Genomic DNA, 26,221 nt, shown 5'->3' with positions numbered 1-26,221 from the left:
GCTAGGTCAAATTCGTGAGCTTTCACCCGCACGCTCGCGTCGATAACCCGGATACTCAACTCCATTCCCCGCGTCACCGACGCATCGACCTCGACTCCAAGCCCGGAGTCCATCTTTTTTCTGCAAGTCGTGCCCGCCTCGCGCGTTGGCATGCTCCGACCGGATAGCTACCGGTGTGGAAATCTTCTTGTGCTGAGTGTGCTCGCTACACACTCCCCAATTTCAGCCGTGATACTCGTACCTGAGCCGCATTCATTTGCGCCGGTACATCGTTCGAACCCGGGTTTTCGGGTGTTCTCTCTCCAGAGCCTGATCTGGGTAGAACGATCGAAGTTGGCTGATCCGTGATTCCTGCGGCGGAAGTAAATCCGAAAAGGGCTGTTGCGCGGCGTGACCATGCTGCGCGAGAACGACGTTACGTTCTCTGACCGAGCGACACCGGCTTATGCCGGCCGCTCCCTGCACGCCACGTCCCCGGAAGGGACGTGGCGCGTAGGTCTCTATATCGATTTCAAGAAGCTCGCTCCCTCACGGGAGCGGGCTTTTTTTTCGCCTGTCGCTTCCTGCGGCCGGAAATTTCTCAACGGAGGTGCTGTTCTATGTTGTTGCCCGACCGCCTCAATCAACGTATCGCCGAGGCCATCACGCATCAAATCAATACCGAGCGCGAGCAGGCGGACACCACGTCCCCCGTTTGGCGTGAGCGGTGCGAAGTAGCTCGGGTCGCGATGTTCAGCGACGCAGAGCGCTCTGTCTTCATTTCCCATATCAGCGAACGTCGCGGCAGTGCGGCAGCCCGAGAGATGCAATCTCAGGCCGAATCACTGCGGACCAACGCCATCTTCTTTCTTGCAAGGAAACTGTCATGAATGCAGTTGTTCAGATGTTCGATCACGCGCCGCGTAGCCTCGTTGAAGAACGAGCTATTCGCCCGCCTACGATCGGCAAAATTCGGCCCGGCATCAAAGTGCTCACGCGGGCGCACCAGTCCAACGAAAAAGCGGTCAAGCTGTACAACGACATGGTGGCAGCGGGCGAGTCGTTCGAAGCCATCGGCAAGCTGCTCGAAACTTCGCTGAAGCTGCGCAACGCGCTGATTCCGCGAAACGTCGACTACTTCGTTTGCAGACGCTCCGACTTCTCCAATCCGGACACGGCCGACGAAATCCTGCGGCTGTATGGCGAGGATCGCGGGCAAGGATTGCGGCTCTACCGTTTCCCGATCATGTTTGCGTTCGACGACTGGCTGCGCAACGTGCCAAATCAGATGGCCGCGTACACGACTACCGGGCGACAGTACTTCTCGGAGTACGACCGCGACGGCAAACGCTATTGCAAGACGTACGCGCCGGTCGAGCGTAACGCACGTGCACAGCGGGCGCGTCGATCCTTCGGCGGCCGACTGGTCGTTCACCGGCAAGACGACGACATTCCCGATGGCGTCTGTGATCCTCACGTCTGTCCGCAGTATCAGGACCGCAAGTGCAACCTGACCGCAAACTTCTTGTTTGCAGTTCCCGACGTGAAGGGGCTTGGGCTGATCGAGCTGCCGACCAACTCCATCTACGTGCTGCAGAAGGCGTATTCGGCGATGCAGACCGTGGCATTGGCGCGCGGCAGGCTCACCGGCACGCGGTTCTGGCTCTCGAAGAAAGAGTTCGACATCACGCGGATTGACGACAATGGCCAGGCCGTGCGTCAGAAGCAGATGTTGACGGTGCTCGATGCGGACATCGACCTAGGCGCGCTGCTGGATGGCGCGGACGAGGCTCAACCGGCGCTCGATGCTGCCAGTCGTGCAGTGGCGCTGCTGGAGTCGGACGGAACGGTACAGTCGATGGGCGATCCGCTCCTTCAGCCAGAGCAGCAGACCGGGGAAGCACTGACAGGCGATGGCGCATCATCGGGCATCGACGGCGCTGATGGTCACGACGACGACTCGCCGGATCCCGACGAGACGCTGGAAGACAAGCGTCACCGCATGTCGGACCTGCTGCATCGTCTGGGCCTCAGTCAGCCGGAACGACAGAACGGCTTTCGCAAGTACGCGCACCAGACTTACGGTCGCGGTTGGATCGAACGCATCGCTGATGTAGATGCGATGAATGCGCGTCTCAAGAATGCGCTCGACGATCCCTCCTCGCTCGACGTCGAAATTCAGGACGCGATTGCACAAGCCGCCTACGTCTAACCTTGGCCAGTCCCCTTCGGGGGCTGGCATCCTTTCTTCTACACTCGCGCATGAGAGCATTTCAGCAAGAACCGCTTGCTCAAATGTTTTCGACCGCGCTGCACTTGCGCATCGAATCCGTCCGCTTCGGCGGCCCATCTACTTGTTCACGCGAACGAGCTTCCAATGCGTAGAGTCGGCAACTTCACGCTGTTCTTCGGCGCGGAGGACGCTTTTAGTAACTGGCACCCGTGCCGCTTTACTTACCATGACGTCGATTTCCGGTCGGTAGAGCAGTTCATGATGTTTTCGAAAGCCAAGCTTTTCGGTGACGAGGACATTGCCGAAGCTGTACTTGCCACGCATCTACCGAAAGAGCAGAAAGCGCTTGGCCGGAAGGTCAGGGGCTTCGACCTCGATACCTGGAAGGCTAAGCGCGAGTCGATCGTCTACGTCGGATGCCGTGAGAAGTTCGCACAGCATCCGGGCCTTCGGACCTTGTTGCTCGCAACGGCACCGACCGAGCTTGTCGAAGCCAGTCCCTACGATCTGATCTGGGGCGTTGGCTTAGGCGAGCATCATCCTGACATCACGGACAAATCGAAGTGGCGCGGCCAGAACCTTCTGGGCGAGGCGCTGATGAAAGTCCGCGACACGCTGTCAACGTAATCCCTTTCTTAGCGCGCCCTAGCGGTGCGTCGGCAAATACTGGCTACCTTCGGGTGGCCATTTTCATTTATAGGAGGCGATTTGAAGATCGCACATTTTTCTGACCTGCACTACGCGCCGGGCAACATCGAAGAGTCGGACCGATGCTTCGGTTTCGGCATCGACCATGCGGTGCTGGCCCATGCCGACGTGGCAGTCATCTCGGGTGATGCGACGGACCATCGTCTCGACGCACACGCGCCGTCGTTGAACCGCCTCGCACGCCGCATCAACGGTCTGAGCGGCAGCATGCCGGTCCTGATGCTGCAGGGCACGTTCTCGCATGAGCCGCCGGGCACGCTGCGCAACTTCGAACTGATGGCAACGACGCATCAAATCTATCTTGCGGAACGCGTGCAGCAGGTAAGCCTCCACGAGGGGCGGTTCTACCCGTCGGACGGCCCGGTGTTCTCGGACGACGAGCTGCGCGAGGTTCTGGCAATCGGCGCTGATGTCGTGTTCACGTGTCTGCCCACGGTCAATAAGGGGGCGCTGGCGGTCGCTGTTGGTGCCAAGGAAGCCGGGACGGGTCTTGAAGCCGTGCTGGGCGACTATCTCGCCGCAGCAGGGCGCGTCAACCAGCAGCTTCGTGCCGCAGGCATACGGACTGTCGGGGTTTCACACGGCACGGTCAACGGTTGTACGACCGAGCACGGCGTGACGATGGCGGGGTTCGATCATGAGTTTTCGCTTGGCAGTCTATTCGAGGCCGAATGCGATGCGTTCATGCTTGGGCACATCCATAAAGCACAGCAGTGGGAGCGAGCGGGGCGCGTTGTGGCGTATCCCGGTTCGATCGGGCGATTCCACTACGGCGAGGAAGGCGACAAGGGCTTCCTCATGTGGAATGTCGACGTGGGAAGCGCGCAAGCTGATCTGGTCGTGACGCCGTCTCGGCAGACGATCTGCGTCGACTTTGACGGACCGCCCGACATGGAACGCCTGACGGCAATCGCGCTCGATGCAACCGACAAGTTCGTGCGAATTCGTTGGCAGGTCGACGAAGAACACAAACAGTCAGTGGACCGCGACGCGATCGCGGCGCTGTTCGGCAACGCGGCCGAGCTGAAGGTCGAAGCTCGCATTCTTCCGGTCGTGCGATCACGCGCGCAAGGCATCAGCCTCGAAACGTCGATTGATCGGAAGATCGAGCGCTGGTGCGAACACGCTGATGTCGATCCGGCGCCCTTGCTTGACCGGCTGCAGTTGCTGGAAACGGGGGACGCGGACGCAATCGCTGCTGGCGTGCTGGCTCGACTGAGCGATGCAGAGCCGGCGCATCCGTTCGCAAATGACGGGCTGCCCGCATTGTCGAGCATATCCGAGCCTTCGCCGGTGACTGTCCAAGAAGCTCCGAGTGACGATGTCGGCGACGCTCTACCGATGCCCGATGCGACGGTGGAAATCGTCGAGTCGGCTTCGGCAAGTCAGCTTTCGTGGCTCAACGATGATTTGTTCGCGGCGTAAGTAGCCGCTCATGCAGAGGAGGCCAGTATGGCTCCTTCGCTTGGACACGCGAGCCGTGTTCCGATAGCCGATTTTGATCGTCGCTATCGAAACAGAGGTTTCACCGCGTCTTTGACGCATCGATTCGTAGTGGCAGGGCCTTTCTCTAGCAGTTCATTTCTTCTTTCACCCTGGCGGGGAGCGATCCCTACCGGGGCCGCACTCCGCCCACCATAACGGAGTGCATCATGTTTGGTCTCTATCCCGCTGGCCCGACCTGGGTCCGCACGTTCGCGGTGGGCGACTGCTCATCGCGTGATCTTCAAAAGTCGTTGGTCGATTTGGCAGGCTTTACCGCTGCAATCCAGCATCAGCCGTTCGGCCAGTACCGCGGCGCAGTGCTGGCGCAGTTCGGTCAGACGCTGTTGCTGATCGCCACGACGCCCGGCGCGTGCGAAGTTGCAGTCACGCCCACGGTCGAAATGCAGCACCTTCTCTGGTCCTACCAGGAAGGCTATGCAAGTCAGTGGTCTGCTGCCGAGATCCGTAGCCTGACCGGCTATAGCGGTTGGTCCGAGCTTCTGACGAACGCGCGTCGCGAGTTCGGCAGAGTCTGCGGCAACGTGGCGGCCGCACTAGACGGAACGCTCCACGCGCCCAAAGCAGCGGTGCAGTCTGTGCCGTCTGTCGTGATGAACGAGCCGTTTCCCAACGAGGATGACGACGCGTTCTACTCGCAGATGGCCGCTATGTCGGCTTCGATGACTGTGTCGGAGGACCTGTCATGCGGCCTCTGAAACTGACACTGGAAGGCTTCGTTGGTGTGCGCGATGGCATGAAGCGCGAGAGCGTGACGCTCGATCTGGAAGCGTTGCCGGATGGCCTAATCGCCTTGACCGGCCCTAACGGGGCGGGCAAGACCACGATCATGGACAACTTACATCCGTATCCGATCATGCCGTCGCGTGCCTCGAAGCTGTCGGTCGACGCCTTTTCGTACTGGGATCACATCGGGGGCACCAGTGCGCTGAAGGAACTCGAGTGGGAGCACGACGGCATCCGCTATCGCTCGTCCTTCGCGTTCCGCAAGCCCGGCAAGACAGGCAAGGCGGAGTATTACCTTGCTTATCGCGGCGTCGACGGTACGTGGCGTCCGGTGTCGCTGCCTGACGGAACGGTGTCGGACGGCAAGGCGGAGTCGTATAACCGCTGTGTCGAAGCGATCAACGGTTCGTTGGAGACGTTCTTCACGAGCGTGTTCTCGGCTCAAAACCGGCGGCCGCTCGCGTCCTACGGTGCGGGCGAAATCAAGACGCTGCTGGCCGAACTCCTTGGCATCGACCACCTGAAGGCATTGTCGGCGAAAGCCGGTGAGGTCGCGAAGGTGCTCGGCAAGTCGCTAGAAGGCATCCAGTCTGAGCTTGGCGCGCTTGCAGGAAAGCGGCAACGTAAAGCCGACGCTGAGCGGTCGATCGTCGCGCAGGGCAACACCCTGCGTGCCGCTCGGGAGCAACGCGATGCCGCGCTTGAGCATGCGAGCAAGCTGACTCAAGAGCGCGCGACCCTTGCGGCCAAGCAGAGTGAATCGGCCACGACCGAGGCGCGCCTTCGAGAGCTGGGCGTGCGCCGCGACGAGTTGGGGCGTGCCCTGAGAAGCGCGGCCGACGACGAGCAGGCAGCGGCGGTTCGCTGTCAGCAGCGCGTTTCCGTGCTGAGTAGAACAGTGACCACGCACCAAGCAACGCTGGCTCGCCGTGAGGCGATCCTCGGTGCGGCGGCGAAACGCGAGGAAGCCGAATTGGCGATTGCGCGGGAGGAAGCGAGGTTTGCTCCTTTGCAGCGCGACATTGCCGAGTTGGAGGTCAAACGCGCGACGTTGACGACGCTCGATGCGACGCTCACCAGCTTGATGAACCAGGGCACGACGAAAGCCGCGCACTTCGAGACGCTGAGCAAGCAGGCGGCTGTTGCGGACCAAGTGCCGTGCGTCGGTCATTCGATGCATGCGCAATGTCCGCTGCTCGCGCAAGCGTTCCAGGCGAAAGAGCAAGCGGAAGTGCAGCGTGTTTCGGTGGCGAATCTTCGCGCGGAGTATCGCGAGAAAAAAGCGCATGCCGAAGCCTTGGCGCTTGTGCCGGCTGAGTTGGCGGCGAAGCGTGTCGAGATGCTCGCCATCACCGATGCGGCGGCGCAATTGCGCCGTGCCTTGCAGGCGGCGGCAGAGCTTGCCGCCACTAAGCCATTGCTGGAGGCCGCCGTATCGGGACTTGAAGCCGCGCAAGCTGAGTTGCGTTCGATCGCCGAGGAAAGTGCCGCACGTACCGCCAAGTACCAGTCTGAGAAGACGCGTATTGAAGCGGAGCTTGCTCGCATTACCGAGGAGGTCGGGCGACTGGCCGCCGTCGATGTGACAGCCGCCGTTGCGAAGCTGGGCCGCGACATTGCAGCGAACCGGGAGACCGTCGCGGCACTGGATGGTCGAATCGAGCAATCGATCCGCGCGCAGAGTGTCTTGCAGGCCGAAGCGGAAGCGTTGGCGTTGGAGTTGGAGAAGTTCTCGGCCACGCAGATGCGTGCCGATCGCCTCTCCGACGAGATCGCGCAATGGAAGCTGCTGGCTAAGGGCTTGGGCAACGACGGGGTGATCGCGTTGACCATCGATGACGCGGGTCCAGCGCTGACGCACACCGTCAACGAGCTATTGCTCGCGTGCTACGGCATGCGCTTCACGGTGGAGATCCGCACGCAGCGCACGCTCGCAAGCGGCGAACTGCGTGAGGGCTTCGAGATTTTGGTTCACGACGCCGAGTCCGACAGCAGCAAGTCGGTCTCCGTCATGTCCGGCGGTCAGAAGGTCTGGATCAACGAGTGCCTCACGCGGGGCATCGCGCTCTATCTCGCGCAGAACACCGGTCAGCCGTATCGGACCTTGTTCAGCGACGAGTCAGACGGCCCGCTCGATCCCGAGCGCAAAGTGCAGTTCATGCGCATGAAACGCGAAGTGCTGCGCCAAGGCGGGTATCAACGGGAGTTCTTCATCTCACAGACGCCCGACCTTGTGGCAGAGGCCGACGCAGTCATCGACGTACAGGCGCTTGCCGCCTGATCTTTCTATTAACCCTTGTGGGGAGTCGCCCCCACAAGGGGCGCTTCTCGTCTTTCTGACTCCTGTCTCGCGCCTTCCGGCGCTATCTCTATGGCAAACGTTCTCATGCTGCTGCTCGCGGCAGCCGGCAGCCCGTCCCATTCGAAAGCGGCGCCGCACCAGCCGCCTGCGCAGGAAGCTGCACCGGCTACTGCTCAATCGCAGCCGCCGCGCCCGCCGTACCTGCGTCGCGCATCTGCGTTTGATAACGGCCGTCTGCGTCGCATCTGACACCGGCTTTTTGTCTTCCACTTCTTGACTGGAGCCTTCCATGGCCTATTCCTGCACTGATTTCGTCGACGACGTACTCAACGACATGGTGATTCCGAAGCTGGATCAAGCCCGAGCAGTACGGGCCTGACGAACCGCAAGCTCAGTGTGATGCGGTGTTGGGGGCGATTAGCGACGCGGACGTGTCGCTGCGCCTCGCCGCTGACGCGAAGCAGTTCCATGCGGAACTGCTGGATGCCGTCGAAACACTGACCGCCATCGCCGAACAGCATGGCGCGCTCGCCCTCGCGAATGTCGTCTATCTCCAGACGGCGATATTGAAGGGCGGCGTGATCGAGCTCACGCGCGATGAAGCGGAGAACTTCGCTTTCGTCAGGGACCTGCCTTCGGGCGGTCGCTGGTGGCAACGCGTCAAGCTGATCGAGTAAGCGGCAAAAACGCCGTTTAATTTTTTTTCTCAACCCTTGCGGGCAGGCGACCCGCTGGGGTCGCTCCGCATTCTTTGTGTGGAGTGTCTTTATGTTTGAAGCAGCCAAGCTGGGTGCATCGCCCGAGCGGTTTCCCAACCTCGAAGCGGCGATTGGCTACATTGCCGGAACCGCGACGCACGTGGGCGAAGTTCGACCGTGGGTCCGCGACGTCGATACGAAGGTCTTCCTGATCATCGGCGGCAGAGTGCAACCCCAAAGCGGGGTGCGTCAATGACGCCGCCGTGGCTGGAGCAATACGCCAGTGGCCAGAGGACCGGCTACGCACAAGCCCTGATGGCGTACGCTGACTACTATGGAGTCGATGGATCTGCTGACGATGACCCGGAAATTGAAGAGCGGATCGCCATGCATCGGCAGCCGCTCGTCGGTTACGCGAGTCGCACGGGTACCCGCCGCAACCTGGCCGCACTCAAGGGTGCCGACTGGCGCTTGTTGGTCTCGGCTAAGGGCGAGTTGCGTACCGAGGGCTTCGATCGCTATGCGTTGGATAACGGCGCATGGACCGCTTACCAGCAGGGCCTGCCCTTCGACGAGCACGCGTTTTCTGTTGCTGTCGAACGGCTTCGCGAGCGGGCCGATTGGCTTGTCCTTCCGGACATCGTCATGGGCGGCATGGCCTCGCTCGACTACTCGTTGAAGTGGCTGGAACGACTTCGCGGGATGCCGTGCCGGATGCTGATCGCAGTTCAGAACGGTATGCAGGTCGATGACCTCGCATCACTTCTGTCGCCTGCTGTCGGCATCTTCATTGGCGGTTCGACAGAGTGGAAAGAGCAGACGGCGCACGTGTGGGGGTCCCTCGCGCGACGGCGTCACTGCTACTTGCACGTCGGTCGCGTGAACTCGGCGCGGCGCATCCGCATCTGCGCGGCCGCCGGTGCGGATAGCTTCGACGGTACTAGCGTGAGCCGGTATGCAAAGACGCTTCCTCGGCTGGATAGAGCAACACGGCAAGCAGACATGTTTGCCGCAGCGCACGACGGTCTGGAAGAGGCGCAACGTGCGACGGCTGACCTTTTGATTTGATTCAGCCATTGACCCTTTGAACCCTTTCGGGAGCGCATCCCGAAAGGGTCGCTCCTATTTTTTTCGGAGCGAGCATGATGGAACAGGAAATTTTCTCGAAGATGGAAGCTGCGATCAGCGTCATGCAGCGATACATCGAACTTGGGCATAGCTTGAGCTGCGCCTATTCGGGCGGCAAGGACAGCACGTGTACGCTGGTGTTGATGCTTGAGGCGATTCGCCGTTCGGGCGGCACGACGATCACACACCATGTGCAGTCGGCCGACACGACCATCGAAAACCCAACGATCGCGAACTTCCTGCACTCAGTGCTGGAGGAGCTGCAGTTGTATATCGAAGCGTCGGCGTTGGCCGTACAGGTTCACGTGACGACACCTTCGTTAGCAAGTCAGTTTGTCGTCTCGACGATCGGACGCGGCACCTTGGTACGTACGCCTGAGAATGGCGTGCGTGACGGTAGACGAACGAGAGCGTGCGCCGACGAATGGAAGGTACGGCCGGGAGGTCGGCTTCGAACACTGCTTGAACGACGGGCGGCGGATGACGGTGCTCGCGAAGTTTTAACGGTGTTGGGGCTGCGCAGGGACGAGAGCACCTCCCGTGCGGTCGCAATGGCTGAGAGACGCGATAGCGCCGATCATGCGGTTAGAAGCAGAACAGGGGCGCTTACGATCTCTCCCCTCAGCGACTGGACGTCCGATGATGTTTGGACGATGCTCGCGCTGCTGGCCGATGCTCGGAACCTGACGTTTCTTTCGCCATTGGCACCTAGCACGATCCACCGCCTGTCGGAGATCTACCGCGCTGGCAATGGAGGAATGTGCGGTGTCGTTGTGGGCGAATCGGGTGCGCGTGCAGCTTGCGGTAGCAGGTTCGGGTGTGCATTCTGTTGCGTCGCGGGTGACCGCGACAAGTCACTCGAGGCCATCATCGAGGATGAACAGTACGGGCATCTTCGTCCGCTGAACGACTTTCGCAATTATCTGCTTGCGATCCAGTGGGACATGTCGCGCCGGGAGTTGGTGGGACGTTCGCTGAGCGATGCCGGCTACACGCGCATCCAGGCAGACACCTACAGCTTCGCGACGCGAGTCGACTTTCTCAAAAAGCTCTGCAGTATCGACGCGGCCGAACGCGACCGTGCCGAAGCGCACTCGGGGGCACTGGCGACTGGATCGATTCCCGACACCGAAGAAAATCGGCTGCTGTGCGAGCCGCAGTTCGAGTTCGTGACGCCGCAGCAGTTGGTGGCCATCGACTTCTTCCTGTCGATGCATCACTATGCGCCGCACGCGTTCCCGGCGCTTGCGGTTTGGCACGATGTGAACGTGCTCGGCCGTCGCTATCCGGTTCGAAAGCTCGACGGCTTGCCGAAGACCGACATCATCCTGCACGGCTGGTATCCGGTCGGGCAGTACGACCGGGAAGCACCGTCGGTCGGGCTGCGCTCATTCGATGCCGAGCAGTGGAATCCGTACCGGCATCCCGGTCGGCCAGGGCGGTATGCGAGGACGACAGGCGGTGAGCAGACGGTGTATTTCGAGGAGACCTCGCAGTTCAGCGTCGATGCGCAAGCAGCGTGTTTGTTCGTCACCTGCACGTACGACACGGCCTTCATGCTGCACACGCAGCATCGCCACGCCATCGATTCAGCGCATTTCTGGCTGAACGAGGGCATCGTGAAGTTGCCGACCGGCATGGCCCAGCGGTATCAGGATATGGCCAAGCGGGGGCAGTACTTCTCACGACTCGCTCAGCGTCTGAATCTGACGCCGGCCGAGCTGGATGCCCATCTGATCGGGAACGCGATTGGCGACGACGCACATGACGCGCTGTTGGGATTCGACCCAACGCAGTTAAGCCTTTTTGCTGAAGCGGCCTAGCCGCGAAAGTAAGCTCGAATACGTCCCGGGGCCAACAACCCCGGGACTTTATTCGTCCGCGGTAACGAACTGATTCGCATTCCCATAAGTACGAGGAATGCATAATGCAGAAGAAAGCCGTCCGGAACAATGGAGTCCCTGCACATGATCGTTCGCATCGCACAGTTCCCATTGAGAAAGCGCCTGTTATATGGCATTGCGTCCACGGCAGGCGTCCTATTAGCCCAGCAGTTGCTGACATGGATTGCCCATGGTCGGCTGACCTTCCTACTAATCAGTGCTTCGCTTCCCCTAATCACCGTACTATTTGGCGAAGCGTCGGGAGCTTTGTTGCTAGTTTCCGGGTTTGTGTTCGGGGTGCTATGGATGAAGCCGATTGGCAGTTTGGCTGTACAGCAGCCGGACGACCGGATCGTGCTGCTGGTGTATGTGGTCGTCGGCGTTCTTTTGGTGGTGGCAGGACAGCAACTGGCCAAGGTGGCTCGGCGGGCGGGACGAGCTGAAGCGGCTACACGGGAAGCGGCGGAGCGCCTTTTGCAATTTGAGCGCGACGCCCGTCATCGGTTTGACGTCGCATTGAACAGTGCCGGCGTGCCGTTTTTCGTCGTCACCCCGGTCGTGCGAGAAGGCCACGTCACAGAGCTGCGTTGGGACTACCTGAACGAGGCGGCCGCGCAGTTATTCAGCCCCGCCGCAGGGGTCGTCGTGGGCAGCTCGACTTCCTATGTACGCCCCTCGGGCTGGGACGCCGACCTTCTGCTTGAGCGCCTGGCGCCACTTGCCGAACAGGAGGGTCGCGATGCCTTTGACGTACGGGTGCAAGGCGAGCATGGCGAGCAGTGGTTTCACGTCGTGGCTGCGTCGCTGGAAGGGGCGGTCGTGGCGTGGTTCGGTGACATCACGCCCCGCGTGCGCGCCGAGCAGGCGCTTTCAGACGCCGACCGTCGCAAGGACGAGTTCCTCGCTACGCTTGCGCACGAGCTGCGCAACCCGCTCGCGCCGATCAGGCAGGTCGCGGAGATCCTGGAGCAACCCGGACTGACGGACGAGCGCAGGAAGTGGTGCATCACAGTGCTGCGCCGGCAGTCGGCTGCGATGGCGCTTCTACTGGACGACCTACTGGACGTGTCGCGGATCACCCGCGGAGCGCTGACACTGCGCAAAGAAGCCGTTGCGCTCCGAGAAGTGGTCGATGAAGCGGTTGAGATCGCGAGGCCGATCTTCGAAGGCAAGGCCCACGAGCTTGTCATCAAGCCGCCCGCCCGGCCATTGCATATCGAGGCGGACCGTCTGCGGCTCGCGCAGGTACTCGGCAACCTGCTGACGAACGCCGCGAAGTACACGCCACCCGGCGGGCGCATCGAGTTGGCCGGGACTGCGGACGACGCTGAGATCGTAGTCTCAGTCGCTGACAACGGCATCGGCGTCGAACCCGACAAGCTGTCGGCGATCTTCTCGATGTTCTCGCAGGTGAACCCGGATCATCACCGCGAGGGCGGGCTCGGTATCGGACTCGCGCTGTCGAAGTCGCTGATCGAGTTGCATGGGGGCCGATTGACCGCGTCAAGCGCTGGAAAAGATCGAGGGAGTTGCTTTTCCATTCATCTCCCGGCGCAATGCAGGGTGGTGCCCCAGCCGGTGTCAACGCGCGATGTACCGGCCGTTGCAGCATCCGTCGAAAAACGTCGAGTTCTGGTCGTTGATGACAACGTCGATGCGGCCGACGCGCTAACAGCGCTCCTCGAGCTAGAGGGACACGAAGTACGCACGGTCTATTCCGGTGAGGAAGCCGTCGACATCCTCAGTCACTACAGCCCCGAAGTGGTCCTGCTCGATCTTGGGTTGCCCGGCATGAGTGGACTCGATGTCGCGCGGCGTATTCGATTAACGCCTGCGACGAAGGACGTCACGATGATCGCGATCACCGGCTGGGGGCAGCCTCACGACCGGGAGAGGACAGCGGACGCCGGTTTCGATTTCCACTTCACGAAGCCCGTCGACGTTGGTCAGCTCAATCGCGCAATCGAGAGCGCGGTCGCAGCTGTTTAATTGGAGGCACAAGTCTGCGGCGCACGCACCTGTCCTGTGGACTGCACCTTGCTCGTTTTTCGAGCACTTGAGACGACCGGAGGCTCGAATGTGCTACGGAAACCCGCAACAGATGCTAGCGGACATACTGAACGTGCGGCGACTGGAGCCTGATCAGTACGGTCACACTGCGCTCGATAACTTCGAACACTTTTGCGCATATTCAGGCTGCGATCCGGCAAAAGTCGGCTCGGACGCATTCGCTTGGGCCAAGCTGGCGTATATAGCCGCTCAACTTCCGCCCGCCAAAGAGCCACCGGAAATAACAGATGACGCAGGATCCAGCGACGACCGTCGACACGCTAGCGGTTGTGTATGAAGAAGTTACTTAGCGTGCTCAAATAAACGTATTACTTACCGCTGCTTTTGTCTAATATCTAGTTCATATAACACTAGACCTGAGAGAGAAGCAGTATGGAAGCTGAGTACGAAGTGCGCTACAAAGGCTGCACCCTGTCGCCGATTGCATTCGGCGACGGGGAGTTTTACACCGCGATGGTGATCATCGGCACGCCCGACGGCGAACAACGAGCCAGTGGTGCGCTCGGACAATTCGCGTGCGCGTTATCCGCTAGGCAATACGCGCTTGCCTGCGGAATGGCAGACGTCGACCACCGTGACCCGCCGCTTCCAGACTGGCCAGTCCGGATAGAGTTGCGTCAGTTCGCGCACCGGGCAAAGGCTGTTTAGCGACCGAAGCTATACCGGTTGCTGTCGGTCTTCGAGGCGATCGCGCGTTGAACAACGTCAACCGCATCGACTACGCGGTTGCGGCCGCGCGCCTTCGCTTGGTACAAGGCGGCGTCTGCGAGGTTCAGCAGCGCGGGCGCCGACTCAGGCGGGGTAGGGAAAGTGCAGGCAAGACCGACCGATACGGTGACGGGTGCTCCGCCTGTCGATGCTGACGGAATCCCGAGGTTCTCGACTGCCGCCCTCACCGACTCCCCGACGCGCAGTGCTGCCGCCGGTTCGCAGCCGGGCAGAACAACGACGAATTCTTCGCCGCCGTAGCGCGCAACGAAATCGCCCTTCCGTTGCAAGCTGCTTGCGAGGGCGTGCGCCACTTGTTTGAGGCAGTCGTCGCCGGCCAGATGCCCGAACGTGTCGTTGTATTGTTTGAAGTGGTCGACATCGATAAGCAGCACGCAAAACGGCTGGCTCGTCGAGCTAGCAAGCGAAAGCTCACCGGCGAAGCGTTCGTCGAAATACGCGCGGTTGAAGACGCCTGTCAAACCATCACGTGCCGAGGTCTCGACCAGCTTTCGGTGCGTCTGGGACAGTTGCCGGTACAGACCCGTCGTTTCGTAGACCAACATCCCGAGTACCGCGCTTGACGACACAATGGAGGCCACACGCGCGGCGTACCAGCCAACGCTGTATCGGGCGCCCGCCGACAGGGTGAGCGTCGCGTCAATGAGCGCACCGAGAAGCGCCACAGCCAGCCACAGGTCCATCAACGAACGCAAGCGTGTCGTGGAAACGTGCATGCCGAGCGCCGCAAGGCAAATCGCCTCGACGATCAGTCCCGCAGGGCTCTGTGATAGCTGCGCATACGAACCGGATTTCGCGACGAACGTGGGAAGGTACGACTGACCGGCAGTGGCCAGCGCACACAAGGCAACTGCCAACGCGACCGCGCCAACGGCGGCTAGCCTTCCTTTCGCACGACCAGTCAGGCTCGGAGGAACCGAGCGGGCGATCAGGGACGCGGTGACAAGAGCGGGAAAGCCGCCGTGCCAGAACACCCAAATCCACACCGCTGTCTGGGGCCCAGCGCCGAGCAGGCCGGTAGGCGAAAAAACACCCCCGGAAAGACCACCAACTGGATCACGGCGATGACGCTGGTGAACGCGTACGCGCCGCTGAGCGCCGCAAACAGCAGCCGTCCGGAGATGCCGTACTGCGTCCAGAGCAGGAGCGCCGTCAGTCCCTCGGTCAAGCTCACCCACGTCGCAAACATTGGCAGGAAGGGCTGGATGATCGGCCCCGTTTCCTTTGCATAGGGCCACACGAGAACTGCGGCGACGATCGCGAACGTTGCTGCGATACCGGCGGTGAGGCGGTGGCGCGGACTGGATTGCAGGTGGATCAGCGAAGGTTGCATCGGCGAGGGTATGTGATAGGCGACGGGTGCCGCTGTGCGGCGATGGCGAAAGGCACTGCGACTAGGCGAATGAACTGCCGCCTAGGCCGTATGTAGCTGCGGCTGGGCACGCCGGCGCGACACAAAAGCAAACCGCTTGCGGGTGTTTACGGCTTGACAGGCCAGCTCTTGAATCGAGCGTTAAACAACACGTAGCGCGGACCGAACCCTGTCACAGTTTTGTGGTTCGGATCTTGCTCGAATTGTCGCAGACGGCCGGCATATCGAAGAAAGCCATGAAAGCGACAATTATTTCTCAGGGCCCGCCGCCTCGGGACTCCCCGCTCGAGCTGCATCGCTTCCGGTTTCGAATCGATGGCGATTCGGTGCTTGCGACAGTTCATGTTGTGTCGCTGCGCACCGCCCGTGTCATCGTCCAAAACCTGCGTGCGGTCGACGCCGTTATCAAGATGCTGCGCGCCATCGTGGCCGCTCGCAGCGACGATTACGACGCGCTTAACAACAGCGTCTACTCGTACGACCGCGACGCGCTTTGGCCACAAAACCGCATTACCGGAGGACGCCGCAGAAATGAAGGTTGAGCACCGAGAATGGACGATTGATTCCCGCCCGAAGCAAATCGGCCACCATTGGCATTCTTGGTGCGAGGTGGAGCGCCCGCCCTGGGAAGACGAGGACGACGGCCAGATCTTCCATTTCTCGGACATTGGCTACTTCGATACTGAGCGAGCTGCACACGAGCGGGCGATCACGTGGGCAAAAGCCTGGCTCGACGAGAACTTCTGAAGAGCGCTCGTCGGCTACGCGGGCGGCTGGTTTGCGACACTAAAAGTCACCGGGTGCAACCTGGAAGCAGGCGAGCCCTTCGGAACGCCACATATCAACGACGCGCTGCCGGTCGTCGTAGACGCAGAGTATCCGCTCCCGCGGGATGGATCCGTCCAGCAGCCATCCCCGTTTTAGACGGTCGTCCGCCTGCCTGTCTCCTGCGCGTCGCATAAGAATCTTCTCGATATGCTGCATTCCGACATGCAAGTCGAGCCAAGCTTCCGTTTCGGCGCGCACTTCGTCGCTGCGGCCCGACGCAATCCAGATTTGACGACGGGCCGCGTGGGCGTGCAGTGTCTCTATCACCGGCGTATTGGGAAGGTCGTCCCCGCACGCAGCGAAGAATGCGCGCCAATTTCGCCGTTTGCCCTGAATGAAATGCTCGCGGTGCTGGATGAGGCCGATCGTCCCATCCAAATCGAATAACACGATGTCACGCATAAGAAGCCTCCTCCTCACAGGAGAGCAGTGTTCGTGCGCGCCCTCACAGCATTTGCGTGGAGCAGAGATTGCTCTCGGTCGTCGGAGGATCACCCCATGGCCAAGCGTCCCGACCACGCAAGCGCACCGCCCAGCGATGCGCTACCCGACTCGATCTCGCCTCAACTCGCCACGCTCGCGCGCCGGCCGCCCGCGAGCGGCGACTGGCTCTACGAGATCAAGTTCGACGGCTATCGCCTGATGTGCAGGCTGGGCGCGGGCCAAGTGAAGCTCATCACGCGGGGAGGACACGACTGGACTGCGAAGATGCGAACGCTCGCGACCGCGATAGAGGACATGCCGGTCGACAACGCGTGGCTGGACGGAGAGGTGGTCGTATTGACGGACAGCGGCGTCCCCGACTTCAACGCGCTGCAGAATGCTTTTGACCGTCGCAGCACGGCGCAGCTGACTTTTTTCGCGTTCGATATGCCGTTTCTCAACGGACGTGACCTGCGGGAAGTGCCGCTTGCCCAGCGCAGAGAGCTGCTCGGCGAGCTGATCGCTCAGACGTCGAGCGAGCGCGTCCGTTTTAGCGAGTCCTTCACCGAAGACCCTGAATCGTTACTCGCGTCCGCGTGCCGGATGCGACTGGAGGGCATCATTGGCAAACGCGCGGATGCGCCGTACCGCTCTGGGCGCTCGACCGATTGGATAAAACTAAAGTGCCTTCAGCGCCAAGAGTTTGTCGTCGGCGGGTACACAAGACTCGTCGGCGCAAAGAGCGGGATGCGATCGCTGATGCTCGGCGTGCACGAGCGCGACGGCAGCCTGCGCTTCGCCGGCACCGTGAAAGCGGAACTGAAGCCGCGCCCGCTGGCCAAGCTCGAAAAGAAGGCGGTAAAGCTCGTTCGCGATGATCCGCCGTTCTACAACCCGCCCCCGCGAGAGAAAGATCGCGACTTCGTGTGGCTGGCTCCCGAACTCGTCGTTGAAGCGTCATTCCTCGAATGGACGCCTGCTGGCGAGGCGCGCCATTCTGTTTTCCAAGGCATGCGTGAGGACAAGCCCGCGACAGCCGTGACGGAAGAGACGGTCGTCGACGTTGACGAACCTGAGAGCCTGCCTCAAGCGAAGGGAACCACGCGGGTATCACCCGGCCGGGCTGGAACACTCGTCATCGCGGGTGTGAAAGTGTCCAACGCCGAGCGCGTCATTGACGACGTGACGCGCATGAAAAAGATCGACCTTGTTCGCTATTACGACGAGATCGCGGAGTTTGCGTTGCCGTACCTGAAGGATAGGCCGGTGTCGCTGGTGCGCGCGCCGGAAGGCATCCACGGCGAGCTATTCTTCCAGAAGCACGAGGAGCGTTCAAAGATCCCCGGCATTACCCGGCTGCCGGTCGAACTGCATCCTCGCCACCCGCCGCTGCTGGTCGTCGATCGTCACGAAGCGCTCATCGGCCTTGCCCAGATGAACGTCGTCGAACTGCATAGCTGGAACGCCGTGCAGCCGGACCTCGATCATCCTGACCGCTTCATCCTCGACCTGGACCCGGACCCCGAGCTGTCGTGGCATATGATGGTCGATGCCGCGACGCTATCGAAAGTGTTGCTCGACGAGATCGGACTCAAAAGCTTCATCAAGACGAGCGGGGGCAAGGGCTTTCACATCGTCGTGCCGCTCACGCGTCGGCAGCAATGGGACGAAGTGAAAGAATTCTCGCACGCGGTCGCGCGCTACATGGCGCGACTGATGCCCGAGCGCTTCTCCGCCGTCCTCGGGCCCAAAAACAGGGTGAAGAAGATCTTCATCGACTATCTGCGCAACAGCAAAGGAGCGAGCACCGTCGCCGTGTTCTCGGCACGCGCCCGATCGGGCATGGGCGTGTCGATGCCGATCGCGTGGGACGAGTTGAGCGACATCGGCCGCGCCGATCAGTGGACGATCAAGACAGCCGCGCAGCGCATGCATTCGCTGAAAGCCGACCCTTGGAAGGGCTTTCACCGCACGCGGCAAGGCATTACTGCGGCGATGCGGAAGGCGGTCGGTCTGCGCTGACCGGTCTGGCGTCAGCCGAGCTTTGCTTCTTAGCCTTGTGATGCGGCTTGATGTGGAGCGTGGAGTGCTTGCTGGTCGGCCCGCCCGGCGTACCGGTCTCCCCATTTCCGTTGGGCGTGGCAATGCCGACACCTCCACGGCCCGCGCCGTTGCCACCGGCAATGCCGCCGGCGTTTCCTTGGGCGAGCGCGGCGGTCGAAAGGCCCCACGCAAAAGCGGTCGTCACGATGCATTTCGTTGCTGTGTTCATCTGTTGCTCTTCCGGTTTAGCGCCTAAGGCGGCAGCGTCTGTCGCGACGCGCCGGTGTGCCGTGTTTGCAAACCTTGGTCCTGACTCGCCTGCTGCAAGTTCGCACGGTATTGAACGCGATCAACGTGACAAGCCCGCGACCACGGCATGACGTATGCAGAGCCTACGATAGAAGCTGGTCTCGATCACCTCGCCGCGAAACCGCCGGTACAGCAGGCGTCCAGCGAAGTCGTAGTACGGCTCATTGGAAGGTGGGGCGCTCGCTGGGACGGCTCGATGAAATTTGGTGCGCCTGTCCGCCTCGAACGTCGTCCAGAGCTCGCTGCATCGCACACAAGGTAGCGATATGCGCCCATCGTCAGTCTGTAAATACGGCAGTCAGTCGGGCGGCTGATCAAGATAGTCACCGCTAACGAAAACGATCAGTTCGGACGCGACGTCTAGCGACATATCGGGGGCTTTTCCTCTCCTGCGGCGCTTGACCCGACCCACAGTGCGCGGCCGAAAAACGCGGTGTCTGGGTACAGCTTACACGTGAATGCGCCGCCGCCCGCCGGGCGGTGTTCGTCCACATAGAGCAGGTCTCCGCCTCCCAAGGAGTACCGCGCTACGCTCGCGCACTTGAGAAGCGCGTAGACCGATGAAAGCGACGCTCGGTCTTCGCGCTCGATAATGGTGACAGTCCGTGCCAACGGGTCAATAAGGTATGCGCTGCCCATTACTGCATTGCCGCTAGTTAGCTCACGTCACCAACGGCGGCATTGCTGGCGCCCGACCTTGGCCTCGAGATGGACCTCCTCCTCATGGGCGGGTCGGCGGATGTTGATCAGCAACGCAGCCTTTTCCCGCGGCGACGCGGGCTTCAGCTCTCTCAACGTCGGCCGGATAAGTGATTTCGTCGGCGACCGGATCGAATCCGGCGCAGCGATACGTCGCGAGATCCCTCTGCACATGTGCGCGCGTCGAGTCGTCTGCGCCAGTTGCACAACCTGTGACAAAGCACAGAGTCGCAGCAGCCGTGAGCACTGCTTCAAGCGAGCGGGTGAATTGGCTATCACGCATCGAGTCTCCAGTTAGTAAGGGCAACGTGGTTGCTCATCCGACGGCAATCGCCATACCTTGGGGTGACTTGTGCCGGTTGCAGTCGTCCGCGCCAGTCTTTTACCGCTTTGTTTTTACCGCTTTGCCGCCCACCGAGATGCAGTTCGGTGGGCGGACGCGAGCGGCTGAGCGCCGGATCAGGCAGCTTGAAAAACGACAGCGCCTTCCTTGTTGAGCGCGGCATCGTTCGGCAGCCGGCAGCCACGTCCGGGGCCTCACCGCGTCGGTCACGGCGTAACCCCATCCGGCTTTGGGCAGGGAATGTCGTGCGCCGATCGGCGTGCGCTTGACCTCGAAGGCGCTACTGACGACCTCGAAGTCGCAGTCGCACGGGTTTTTCAGCACGATCACGACCGTCGCTGGCATGCCTGGGATCACGCTCGCGCTGCTGACGACGATACGCAGTTTCGGACGCTCTAGGACGTTCCGCGGCTGGGCTTCGTCGACTTGTCTCATCGCGTTATGCCGTACCATTCATTCGCTCGAGCGCGGCTTTCGCCGCCTCGCGACCGTAACTCCAATGAGTCTTGATGGCCGCCGGGCTGAACTGCCCGTCCTTGAAGTGGGATCCCTGTTGCGACGACTCATAGTCCATCGGAACCATGCGGATTGGCTTAACGCTGGCAATTGCAGCCGCGTTCATCAGTTGCGGATCAGATTGGCGCTGCGCCGGGTCGATGCAGTTCAGCGCGTAGGCGAGTAGCGACTTTAAGCGGTGTGACTCATCGAGCGTCTCATGGTATGCCGCAGCGCGACTTCCGTGCTCGATGTTTTTTTGACGGATCTCCGCATCACTCACGTTGTCCGGCACCTGGCCGTCCGGGGTCCACAAGTCGGCCCGAAAGATGGTCGTCTCGACGTCTGCCGGGGCAGTCTCAATGAGACGGTGCAGGGGCGCAGCTGAAACCAGCGAGCCGTCCCAGTACCACTCATCGTTGACCTGGACTGGGGCGAACCATGGCGGCAAGCTGCCCGACGCAACAATCATCGGGGCAACTAGGCGGCCTCCGCGATTGTCGAAGTAGTGTGCCTTGCCCGTCGCCACGTTTGTCGCGATGACGCTCACGTGCGTCCCGCTCCGATTTAGCTCTTCAAAGTCGCACACGCTCTCAAGGGTCCGGTAGAGCGGCGAAAGATCCATGATGCTGGCCAGTTCGGGCGCGCCGGTGCCGTTTGTCCATGGCACCGCTAGTCGGCGCGTAAAGAACCCAGGTAGTCCTGCGCTCATCGCATAGCTTTGGTCGGCTTCGGCGAGCACCCGGCGGAAGTCGTCGCCCCCAAGTATCGTTGCGCCGTTGAAGGCAAGCATCTGATCCGGCATCGCCGTACCGGGCACTGAGACTCGATCGTAGAACTCCCTGAGACGATCAATGCGACGCGACGGTGTATTGCCAAAGTAGATCGCTGCGTTGATCGCGCCGATCGACGATCCGCAACACGCGTCAATTTCAACGTTGGCTTCGTGCAGAGCTTCGAGCACGCCAGCCTGAAAAGCCCCAACGGCGCCGCCACCCTGCATCGCGAAAGCAATGCGCTGCGACTTGCCTGGTTTGATGTCTTGCTCGGTCATTGATACTCCGTGGCTAGTACGAGCGCCGCGGGCGGTCGTGCGCACGCGGCGAAGGGTGCGCGAGTGATTGAGCTAGGTTAAACGGTGCTGACGTCACTGGGTTTGCGCTGAGGCGCACTCGGTCTGGAACCAGTAGTCAACAAGGCGCTGCGCAGCCTGCAGGTCCTCGGGATAGTAGGGGTCGTCCCAGAAGGGAGATGGGTCGTAACCCGCTTTGCGAAGCGCGGCTAACTCTGACTGGTGCTGAGCCATCGTGGGGTTCGCATTTGTCTTTAATGCAGTTAGGTCGCGGCACTCGCCGTCAGTGAGGTGCCTTCCTGGCGGCGGCATCTCGCCGACGGCGCATCCGGCAAGCAGGCATGCTGAAGCGAAGCCAAGCAGCATGTTTTTGTGTGTCGCGCCCACGATGGCCCTCTGCAATCAGTCGCCGCTGCCGAGCTCGCTGTGCTTGTGTGAATGCGTGGCAGCATGGACGAGTTCATAGTGAGCGCCTTTGCCGCTCCTCGTCGGCGGAAAATGCTCGCCTTCCACGCACGTCACCTCAAACCCCGAGGCGCCGTCGCCTTCCTTGACCACCTTGTAGATGCCCGAGGTCTGCACCTTCTCACCGGGCTTGTGTTGCTCTGCCATGTTGGCTCCTTTCAGTTTTAATAGCACCGAGCAAGGCCCGTTCCAATCACGAAGCACCGTCTCGCGCGCTTCTCCTGGGCTAGCACGGCCTTGGCGCGCGAGCGGTTCTCAGGCAACGGCACGCCTTCTGCTGACGCATAAGGTAAGGGAGGAGGTACTTTATGAAAGTCGTATGTGTAGCTTGGGGTTCGCTTCTGTGGGATTTGAAAGGCTTTCCTATCGTCGGTGAATGGCAGGAAGGCGGTCCGCTTTTGCCCCTTGAGTTCGCTCGCCATTCGGACGGTGAGATCGTCAGTCTTGTGCTGATGGAGGACGGTCCGCTACAACCAACGTTTTGGGCACCTGTCGCTGTCGAGACACTCGATGCAGCGCGAGAAGCGTTACGTGAGCGGGAGGATGTGCGGAATCACGCGACCGAGTGGGTAGGGAGCATTCCTCAACCCAACGGCATCGACTACCTGCACTCGGAGGCCATGGCCGCATGGTTGAAAAGCAATGGTGCAGACGCGGTTGTGTGGACCGCGCTACCGCCCAAGTCGCGAGACCGCAACGGTCGCCTGCCCAGCGTTGACGAGGCTGTGCAGTATCTGCACTCGCTGACTGATGACGACTGGAGCCGGGCTGAAAGCTACATTCGTCACTCGCCACCCGGTCTGAGGACTCCGTTTCGAGAACGGTTCGAGTCGGTGTTCGGCTGGACGCCGACCAGCCCGGACAAGTGACCGCGACAGTCCGCAGCGGCTCGGACGCTAATCCTGGCGCTTCATGATTACCCGGTACGCATTGAAATGGCGAATCGCCTTGGTCGCTTCACCGAGTTCTTCATGGATGCGCGCAGCGTTAAAGTGGGCGTCCGCGAAGTCGGGCGCGTGCGCCACGCAACGCTCGTATGACCGAAGTGCTTCGCGAAAGCGCCCCGAGTCTTCCAGCGCGACGCCAATGTTGAAGAGCAACACCGGGTCGTTTGGTCGATAGCGCAGCGCGTCGCGGTAGATCGCTATCGCGTCGTCGAACCGTTCGGTGTCGACGAGGATGCCGCCAAGGTTCAACGATGCGTCGGTATAGTCGGGCGCACGCGCAAGCGCCTCCCGATATGCAGCTTCGGCGGCGTCAATGTCCTCGTCTTCCAACGACCGGGCGCGGTAGAAGAGGTCGGTCGCCGCCTCACGAGTCTTTTTTGCCAGCGGCGCCTGCAGCGAAGCGACGTTTGACGCGGCGGGTTTGTCGTCGAAGTCCAAAAGCAGTTGGCCGGTCTCCGCATCCCACTGATGGCTGGCCTCATCCCTGACCGCGACACGGTCGCCGACTGCCGCAATGCGCACACCGGTAAGCGACCCTTCGTGGCCCCAGCTCTTACGCAAATGATCGAGCGCGCGGACGATCTTCAAAGGCGTGACTCCGGCCACGCGTAACGCCTGTGCGGTCCGGAGCATGACGACGTCCTGGAAGGTAAAACGCCAGTCGCGCCGCTCGCCGCTCGGCGAGACAAAGCCGGCCGCAACCAGCTTTTCTACGACGCTTCGGGAAACGCCCAGCATGCGCTGGACTTCTCGCAGGCTGTAGCCATGGTCGGGCATGTCACCTCTTTGTGCCGGTCTTGCGTGCTGGTGCGGGCTGATCTTCGGTGGCCGCGCGGCGAACCGAGCGGCGTTTTTGAACCGGTGCTTCCTGCGCCGGTTCAGGAATCGGTGCGGCGGCCCGGGCTGTCTTCCGTGCGGCGCGCGGTGCAGCCGTCGGTTGGTCCGCTGCGGCGGGCTTTTTCTTCAGACTGGCGCGCAGGGCTTCAACGAGGTCGATTACTTGCGCGCCGGGCTGTTCGACGGCGGGCGCGGCGGTGATTTTGTTGCCCGCGATTTTCTTGTCGATCTCGGCGAGGATGCGTTCCTTCTCTTCGTCCTTGTAGGCCGTCGCGTCGTAGCTGTCTACGCGGTACTGCTCGATCAGTTGTTCGGCGAGCTGCAGTTCCGTGGGCTGGATGTCGGTTTCTTCGATGCCGATATCGGCTTGGGAGCGGACTTCGTCGGCGTAGAGCAACGTCTGGAGGATCAAGCCGTCGTTGCCGGGGCGCACCTGCACCATGTGCTGCTTGCCCTTCCACGTCCATCGGGCTACCGCGCAGGTGCCGCTGTCCTTCATGGCTTCCTGCAGCAACCGGTACGGTTTTCCGCCCCGCTTGTCGGGCGCGAGGTAGTAGGGCTTGTCGAGGTAGATCGGGTCAATTGCCTCCGTCGGCACGAACGACACGATGTCGATCGTGTGGCTCGCGCTTGCTTCCAGCGCTTCCAACTCCGACTTTTCGAAGATCACGTACTTCTCTTTCTCGAACTCGTAACCCTTGACCATATCGGCGCGCTCGACGACCTTCCCGTCCTGCGGGCAGACGTACTGCTGTTTGAGCCGGGTGCCGCACTCTTTATGCATCAGGTTGAAACCGACGCCGGACTTGCTCTCGGTGGCCGTGTAGACCTTCACCGGCACAGAGACGAGACCGAAACTCAGCGTCATTGAAGCGATCGAGCGGGCAGCCATAGGAAACCTCGCGTAGGTTATCTGGCCGGCCACAGTCGATGCCGCTCTTGGCGGCACAACGCAGTCACGCGGCAAGGCCAACGGGCGTTCTGTGCAAACCGGGTGCCACGCCGCTGACCCCGGTTGCGGCAACGGCAAGGCGGGCGACGCTGCGCCTCCGTGTATATTTTCGGCAACGGAGGGCAAAAAAGTGTGCACGAGCTACGAGTCTAATCCGAAAGACGCGTTTGACGTCTTCAGTCTGTTCCCGGTGCCGAACTTCGATTACAAGCCGGAAATCTACAAGGACTATGCTGCGCCGATCTTCCGCCGCGTCGATGGTGAGTATTTGACTGACGCCGCGACGTTCGGCATGGTCCCGCGCAGGTTCATCCCGCAGGGCGTGAAAGCATTCGATACGATGAACGCGCGCTCCGAGTCAGTCGGCCAGAAGACGAGTTTTCGCACCGCCTGGAACAAGCTGCAATTCGCGCTGATCCCCTGTCGCCGGTTCTACGAGCCGGACTATGAGACTGGGAAGGCAGTGCGCTGGCGAATCGGCATGGCCGATGGCGCGCCGCTCGCGATCGCTGGGCTTTGGCGTGCATGGAAAGATCCGGCCGATAGCTCAATGAGCCTTTCGATGACGATGTTGACGGTCAACGCCGACGATCACCCGCTGATGAAGCGGTTCCATAGGCCGGGAGCGGAAAAGAGGTCGGTTGTCATCATCCCGCCGACGGAATACGAGGACTGGCTGTCTTGCAAAAGCACGGACGAAGCGCGCTCGTTCCTGCAGCTCTATCCGGTTGAGGCGATGCGCGCAGAGCCGTTCCCACTGCCGCCGCGCAGCGCCAAGCCTAAAGCGATGCCCAACCTCGATCTGGCTCAAGCGTCCCTGCTTGCGGACGACGGCGGCTGAGCAATGCTGAGTCGAAACGGGAGTAAGGAAATGGCTACCTATCGCGCCGCGTATGTCCGGCAGCAAGCCGGTTTAAACGGATTCCGTGTTGCTGACGCGAAGGTTCAGTCCAGTTTCACTGACGACGAACTTATGCTGAAAGCAAGACAGGCGCGACAATAGCGAAGCTCCTGCGTGAGTTGATTACGCGAAAGATTAGCTAGCACGGGGCAAACTGGAGCGACACGCCATGCCTAGACGCATCCCACACCAAGCGTATGCGCTGCGCCACCTCGACAAGGCGGTCAATCGGTTGATCGTGGCAACGACCCCCATGCAGAAAGCCGAAGCGGGTAGGTGGGCGCGGCTATGGGCGCGAGCGGCGGGCCAACCTTTTGATAGGCCACAGCATGGCGTCCATCGGGGAGGCGGTGCCAATAGATGGCGCGACGACTACCGTATGGAACAGCGGCGTGGGACTAAACGTCGCGAATCAGGTCTTTTGTTCGGCGCGGACAAATAGTTCGCGGCCTGCATCTATCGACCAGTAGGCCGGGAAGTGTGGCCTAGGCAACGAAAGCTGGACACTAGATCGGCGACTGGAGCGAGTGATGCGACTAAAGCGTCGCCTCGCGGGCCCACGCCCCGCCGCCGTTG

Annotated in this window: 28 protein-coding genes; 17 read left to right on the top strand and 11 right to left on the bottom strand. The window is 61.2% G+C overall.

Going from position 1 to position 26,221, the window contains the following annotated elements:
* The first annotated feature begins 602 nt into the window (after window positions 1–602).
* From LDZ27_RS27060 to LDZ27_RS27005, 12 genes are all read left to right on the top strand, one after another.
* Complete coding sequence (locus LDZ27_RS27060) at window positions 603–869, top strand: hypothetical protein (protein WP_244818634.1); 267 nt, start codon at window positions 603–605, stop codon at window positions 867–869.
* On the top strand, window positions 866–2,191 hold the full coding sequence (locus LDZ27_RS27055; protein WP_244818614.1) for a hypothetical protein: 1,326 nt from the start codon (window positions 866–868) through the stop codon (window positions 2,189–2,191). Before LDZ27_RS27060 ends, LDZ27_RS27055 begins: the two co-directional genes overlap by 4 nt.
* A gap of 165 nt (window positions 2,192–2,356) precedes the next feature.
* Window positions 2,357–2,839 (top strand): NADAR family protein, encoded by a 483-nt coding sequence (locus LDZ27_RS27050; protein ID WP_244818613.1) that lies wholly within the window; start codon window positions 2,357–2,359, stop codon window positions 2,837–2,839.
* 81 nt (window positions 2,840–2,920) lie between these two features.
* A complete protein-coding gene (locus LDZ27_RS27045) occupies window positions 2,921–4,345 on the top strand; it encodes a metallophosphatase family protein (RefSeq protein ID WP_244818612.1) in 1,425 nt (474 codons plus the stop codon).
* A 227-nt stretch (window positions 4,346–4,572) separates the two neighbouring features.
* Window positions 4,573–5,121, top strand: coding sequence for a hypothetical protein (locus tag LDZ27_RS27040; protein WP_244818611.1), 549 nt, complete (start codon window positions 4,573–4,575; stop codon window positions 5,119–5,121).
* On the top strand, window positions 5,109–7,430 hold the full coding sequence (locus LDZ27_RS27035; protein WP_244818610.1) for an SMC family ATPase: 2,322 nt from the start codon (window positions 5,109–5,111) through the stop codon (window positions 7,428–7,430). Before LDZ27_RS27040 ends, LDZ27_RS27035 begins: the two co-directional genes overlap by 13 nt.
* A 452-nt stretch (window positions 7,431–7,882) precedes the next feature.
* The gene (locus LDZ27_RS27030; protein ID WP_244818609.1) at window positions 7,883–8,128 is read left to right on the top strand and encodes a hypothetical protein; all 246 of its coding nucleotides are present in this window, start codon (window positions 7,883–7,885) and stop codon (window positions 8,126–8,128) included.
* 91 nt (window positions 8,129–8,219) lie between these two features.
* Window positions 8,220–8,405, top strand: coding sequence for a hypothetical protein (locus LDZ27_RS27025; RefSeq protein WP_244818608.1), 186 nt, complete (start codon window positions 8,220–8,222; stop codon window positions 8,403–8,405).
* Window positions 8,402–9,217 carry a hypothetical protein gene (locus tag LDZ27_RS27020; RefSeq protein ID WP_244818607.1) on the top strand — a complete coding sequence of 272 codons (816 nt, stop codon included), beginning with the start codon at window positions 8,402–8,404 and terminating at the stop codon, window positions 9,215–9,217. Before LDZ27_RS27025 ends, LDZ27_RS27020 begins: the two co-directional genes overlap by 4 nt.
* Before the next feature lie 74 nt (window positions 9,218–9,291).
* A complete protein-coding gene (locus tag LDZ27_RS27015; RefSeq protein ID WP_370653508.1) occupies window positions 9,292–11,100 on the top strand; it encodes a phosphoadenosine phosphosulfate reductase family protein in 1,809 nt (602 codons plus the stop codon).
* 144 nt (window positions 11,101–11,244) lie between these two features.
* Window positions 11,245–13,149, top strand: a complete 1,905-nt coding sequence (locus LDZ27_RS27010) for an ATP-binding protein (protein ID WP_244818606.1) — start codon at window positions 11,245–11,247, stop codon at window positions 13,147–13,149.
* Window positions 13,150–13,602: 453 nt separating this feature from the next.
* Window positions 13,603–13,878 carry a hypothetical protein gene (locus tag LDZ27_RS27005; protein ID WP_244818605.1) on the top strand — a complete coding sequence of 92 codons (276 nt, stop codon included), beginning with the start codon at window positions 13,603–13,605 and terminating at the stop codon, window positions 13,876–13,878.
* Here LDZ27_RS27005 and LDZ27_RS28915 read toward each other — a convergent pair.
* On the bottom strand, window positions 13,875–14,933 hold the full coding sequence (locus LDZ27_RS28915) for a sensor domain-containing diguanylate cyclase (protein WP_255751477.1): 1,059 nt from the start codon (window positions 14,931–14,933) through the stop codon (window positions 13,875–13,877). The two genes, LDZ27_RS27005 and LDZ27_RS28915, sit on opposite strands and share 4 nt — an antisense overlap.
* Complete coding sequence (locus LDZ27_RS28910) at window positions 14,888–15,292, bottom strand: MASE4 domain-containing protein (protein WP_255751476.1); 405 nt, start codon at window positions 15,290–15,292, stop codon at window positions 14,888–14,890. The genes LDZ27_RS28915 and LDZ27_RS28910 overlap by 46 nt, the downstream gene beginning before the upstream one ends.
* A gap of 275 nt (window positions 15,293–15,567) precedes the next feature.
* On the opposite strand from LDZ27_RS28910, the gene LDZ27_RS26990 reads away from it, so the two are divergent.
* Window positions 15,568–15,873 (top strand): hypothetical protein, encoded by a 306-nt coding sequence (locus tag LDZ27_RS26990; protein WP_244818604.1) that lies wholly within the window; start codon window positions 15,568–15,570, stop codon window positions 15,871–15,873.
* Complete coding sequence (locus LDZ27_RS26985; protein ID WP_244818603.1) at window positions 15,863–16,078, top strand: hypothetical protein; 216 nt, start codon at window positions 15,863–15,865, stop codon at window positions 16,076–16,078. The genes LDZ27_RS26990 and LDZ27_RS26985 overlap by 11 nt, the downstream gene beginning before the upstream one ends.
* Window positions 16,079–16,117: 39 nt before the next feature.
* Here LDZ27_RS26985 and LDZ27_RS26980 read toward each other — a convergent pair whose 3' ends face one another.
* Window positions 16,118–16,561: a hypothetical protein gene (locus LDZ27_RS26980; protein WP_244818602.1), complete on the bottom strand. Its 444-nt coding sequence runs from the start codon at window positions 16,559–16,561 to the stop codon at window positions 16,118–16,120.
* A gap of 96 nt (window positions 16,562–16,657) precedes the next feature.
* Here LDZ27_RS26980 and ligD point away from each other — a divergent pair, with 96 nt between their 5' ends.
* Window positions 16,658–18,604 (top strand): DNA ligase D, encoded by a 1,947-nt coding sequence (gene ligD / locus LDZ27_RS26975; RefSeq protein WP_244818631.1) that lies wholly within the window; start codon window positions 16,658–16,660, stop codon window positions 18,602–18,604.
* Here the strand turns inward: ligD and LDZ27_RS26970 are convergent.
* From LDZ27_RS26970 to LDZ27_RS26950, 6 genes are all read right to left on the bottom strand, one after another.
* Entirely contained in the window at window positions 18,567–18,854 is a 288-nt protein-coding gene (locus LDZ27_RS26970; RefSeq protein ID WP_244818601.1) for a hypothetical protein, read from the bottom strand. The genes ligD and LDZ27_RS26970 overlap by 38 nt on opposite strands.
* A gap of 801 nt (window positions 18,855–19,655) precedes the next feature.
* Window positions 19,656–19,916 (bottom strand): DUF4148 domain-containing protein, encoded by a 261-nt coding sequence (locus LDZ27_RS29165; RefSeq protein ID WP_370653507.1) that lies wholly within the window; start codon window positions 19,914–19,916, stop codon window positions 19,656–19,658.
* Between the two features lie 99 nt (window positions 19,917–20,015).
* Window positions 20,016–20,411 (bottom strand): hypothetical protein, encoded by a 396-nt coding sequence (locus LDZ27_RS26965; protein ID WP_244818600.1) that lies wholly within the window; start codon window positions 20,409–20,411, stop codon window positions 20,016–20,018.
* Between the two features lie 4 nt (window positions 20,412–20,415).
* Window positions 20,416–21,525, bottom strand: coding sequence for a patatin-like phospholipase family protein (locus LDZ27_RS26960; RefSeq protein ID WP_244818599.1), 1,110 nt, complete (start codon window positions 21,523–21,525; stop codon window positions 20,416–20,418).
* Between the two features lie 93 nt (window positions 21,526–21,618).
* Window positions 21,619–21,909 carry a DUF4148 domain-containing protein gene (locus LDZ27_RS26955; RefSeq protein ID WP_244818630.1) on the bottom strand — a complete coding sequence of 97 codons (291 nt, stop codon included), beginning with the start codon at window positions 21,907–21,909 and terminating at the stop codon, window positions 21,619–21,621.
* A gap of 36 nt (window positions 21,910–21,945) precedes the next feature.
* The gene (locus LDZ27_RS26950) at window positions 21,946–22,155 is read right to left on the bottom strand and encodes a hypothetical protein (protein ID WP_244818598.1); all 210 of its coding nucleotides are present in this window, start codon (window positions 22,153–22,155) and stop codon (window positions 21,946–21,948) included.
* 161 nt (window positions 22,156–22,316) lie between these two features.
* On the opposite strand from LDZ27_RS26950, the gene LDZ27_RS26945 reads away from it, so the two are divergent.
* On the top strand, window positions 22,317–22,877 hold the full coding sequence (locus LDZ27_RS26945; protein WP_244818597.1) for a hypothetical protein: 561 nt from the start codon (window positions 22,317–22,319) through the stop codon (window positions 22,875–22,877).
* 27 nt (window positions 22,878–22,904) lie between these two features.
* Here the strand turns inward: LDZ27_RS26945 and LDZ27_RS26940 are convergent, their stop codons facing one another.
* Entirely contained in the window at window positions 22,905–23,732 is an 828-nt protein-coding gene (locus LDZ27_RS26940; RefSeq protein WP_244818596.1) for a helix-turn-helix domain-containing protein, read from the bottom strand.
* A 1-nt stretch (window position 23,733) separates the two neighbouring features.
* Complete coding sequence (locus LDZ27_RS26935) at window positions 23,734–24,684, bottom strand: Ku protein (RefSeq protein ID WP_244818595.1); 951 nt, start codon at window positions 24,682–24,684, stop codon at window positions 23,734–23,736.
* Window positions 24,685–24,874: 190 nt separating this feature from the next.
* Here LDZ27_RS26935 and LDZ27_RS26930 point away from each other — a divergent pair, with 190 nt between their 5' ends.
* Window positions 24,875–25,585, top strand: a complete 711-nt coding sequence (locus LDZ27_RS26930) for an SOS response-associated peptidase (protein WP_244818594.1) — start codon at window positions 24,875–24,877, stop codon at window positions 25,583–25,585.
* Window positions 25,586–26,221: the final 636 nt, after the last annotated feature.

Source organism: Caballeronia sp. Lep1P3 (genome assembly GCF_022879595.1).
Lineage (GTDB): Bacteria > Pseudomonadota > Gammaproteobacteria > Burkholderiales > Burkholderiaceae > Caballeronia.
The sequence above is the reverse complement of the archived record's forward strand: the minus strand, read 5'-3'. Positions and strand labels throughout refer to the sequence as shown.

What these genes read in the sequence shown, in the direction of transcription:
- LDZ27_RS26985 (WP_244818603.1), top strand. Translation starts at nt 15,863, where the DNA reads ATGAAGGTTGAGCACCGAGAATGGACGATTGATTCCCGCCCGAAGCAA.
- LDZ27_RS27040 (WP_244818611.1), top strand. Translation starts at nt 4,573, where the DNA reads ATGTTTGGTCTCTATCCCGCTGGCCCGACCTGGGTCCGCACGTTCGCG.
- ligD (WP_244818631.1), top strand. Translation starts at nt 16,658, where the DNA reads ATGGCCAAGCGTCCCGACCACGCAAGCGCACCGCCCAGCGATGCGCTA.
- LDZ27_RS26980 (WP_244818602.1), bottom strand. Translation starts at nt 16,561, where the DNA reads ATGCGTGACATCGTGTTATTCGATTTGGATGGGACGATCGGCCTCATC.
- LDZ27_RS26955 (WP_244818630.1), bottom strand. Translation starts at nt 21,909, where the DNA reads ATGCTGCTTGGCTTCGCTTCAGCATGCCTGCTTGCCGGATGCGCCGTC.
- LDZ27_RS29165 (WP_370653507.1), bottom strand. Translation starts at nt 19,916, where the DNA reads ATGCGTGATAGCCAATTCACCCGCTCGCTTGAAGCAGTGCTCACGGCT.
- LDZ27_RS26960 (WP_244818599.1), bottom strand. Translation starts at nt 21,525, where the DNA reads ATGACCGAGCAAGACATCAAACCAGGCAAGTCGCAGCGCATTGCTTTC.
- LDZ27_RS27035 (WP_244818610.1), top strand. Translation starts at nt 5,109, where the DNA reads ATGCGGCCTCTGAAACTGACACTGGAAGGCTTCGTTGGTGTGCGCGAT.
- LDZ27_RS27020 (WP_244818607.1), top strand. Translation starts at nt 8,402, where the DNA reads ATGACGCCGCCGTGGCTGGAGCAATACGCCAGTGGCCAGAGGACCGGC.
- LDZ27_RS27050 (WP_244818613.1), top strand. Translation starts at nt 2,357, where the DNA reads ATGCGTAGAGTCGGCAACTTCACGCTGTTCTTCGGCGCGGAGGACGCT.
- LDZ27_RS27055 (WP_244818614.1), top strand. Translation starts at nt 866, where the DNA reads ATGAATGCAGTTGTTCAGATGTTCGATCACGCGCCGCGTAGCCTCGTT.
- LDZ27_RS28910 (WP_255751476.1), bottom strand. Translation starts at nt 15,292, where the DNA reads ATGCAACCTTCGCTGATCCACCTGCAATCCAGTCCGCGCCACCGCCTC.
- LDZ27_RS26935 (WP_244818595.1), bottom strand. Translation starts at nt 24,684, where the DNA reads ATGGCTGCCCGCTCGATCGCTTCAATGACGCTGAGTTTCGGTCTCGTC.
- LDZ27_RS27025 (WP_244818608.1), top strand. Translation starts at nt 8,220, where the DNA reads ATGTTTGAAGCAGCCAAGCTGGGTGCATCGCCCGAGCGGTTTCCCAAC.
- LDZ27_RS26990 (WP_244818604.1), top strand. Translation starts at nt 15,568, where the DNA reads ATGAAAGCGACAATTATTTCTCAGGGCCCGCCGCCTCGGGACTCCCCG.
- LDZ27_RS26945 (WP_244818597.1), top strand. Translation starts at nt 22,317, where the DNA reads ATGAAAGTCGTATGTGTAGCTTGGGGTTCGCTTCTGTGGGATTTGAAA.
- LDZ27_RS26965 (WP_244818600.1), bottom strand. Translation starts at nt 20,411, where the DNA reads ATGAGACAAGTCGACGAAGCCCAGCCGCGGAACGTCCTAGAGCGTCCG.
- LDZ27_RS26970 (WP_244818601.1), bottom strand. Translation starts at nt 18,854, where the DNA reads ATGAACACAGCAACGAAATGCATCGTGACGACCGCTTTTGCGTGGGGC.
- LDZ27_RS26940 (WP_244818596.1), bottom strand. Translation starts at nt 23,732, where the DNA reads ATGCCCGACCATGGCTACAGCCTGCGAGAAGTCCAGCGCATGCTGGGC.
- LDZ27_RS27005 (WP_244818605.1), top strand. Translation starts at nt 13,603, where the DNA reads ATGGAAGCTGAGTACGAAGTGCGCTACAAAGGCTGCACCCTGTCGCCG.
- LDZ27_RS27015 (WP_370653508.1), top strand. Translation starts at nt 9,292, where the DNA reads ATGATGGAACAGGAAATTTTCTCGAAGATGGAAGCTGCGATCAGCGTC.
- LDZ27_RS26950 (WP_244818598.1), bottom strand. Translation starts at nt 22,155, where the DNA reads ATGGCAGAGCAACACAAGCCCGGTGAGAAGGTGCAGACCTCGGGCATC.
- LDZ27_RS27010 (WP_244818606.1), top strand. Translation starts at nt 11,245, where the DNA reads ATGATCGTTCGCATCGCACAGTTCCCATTGAGAAAGCGCCTGTTATAT.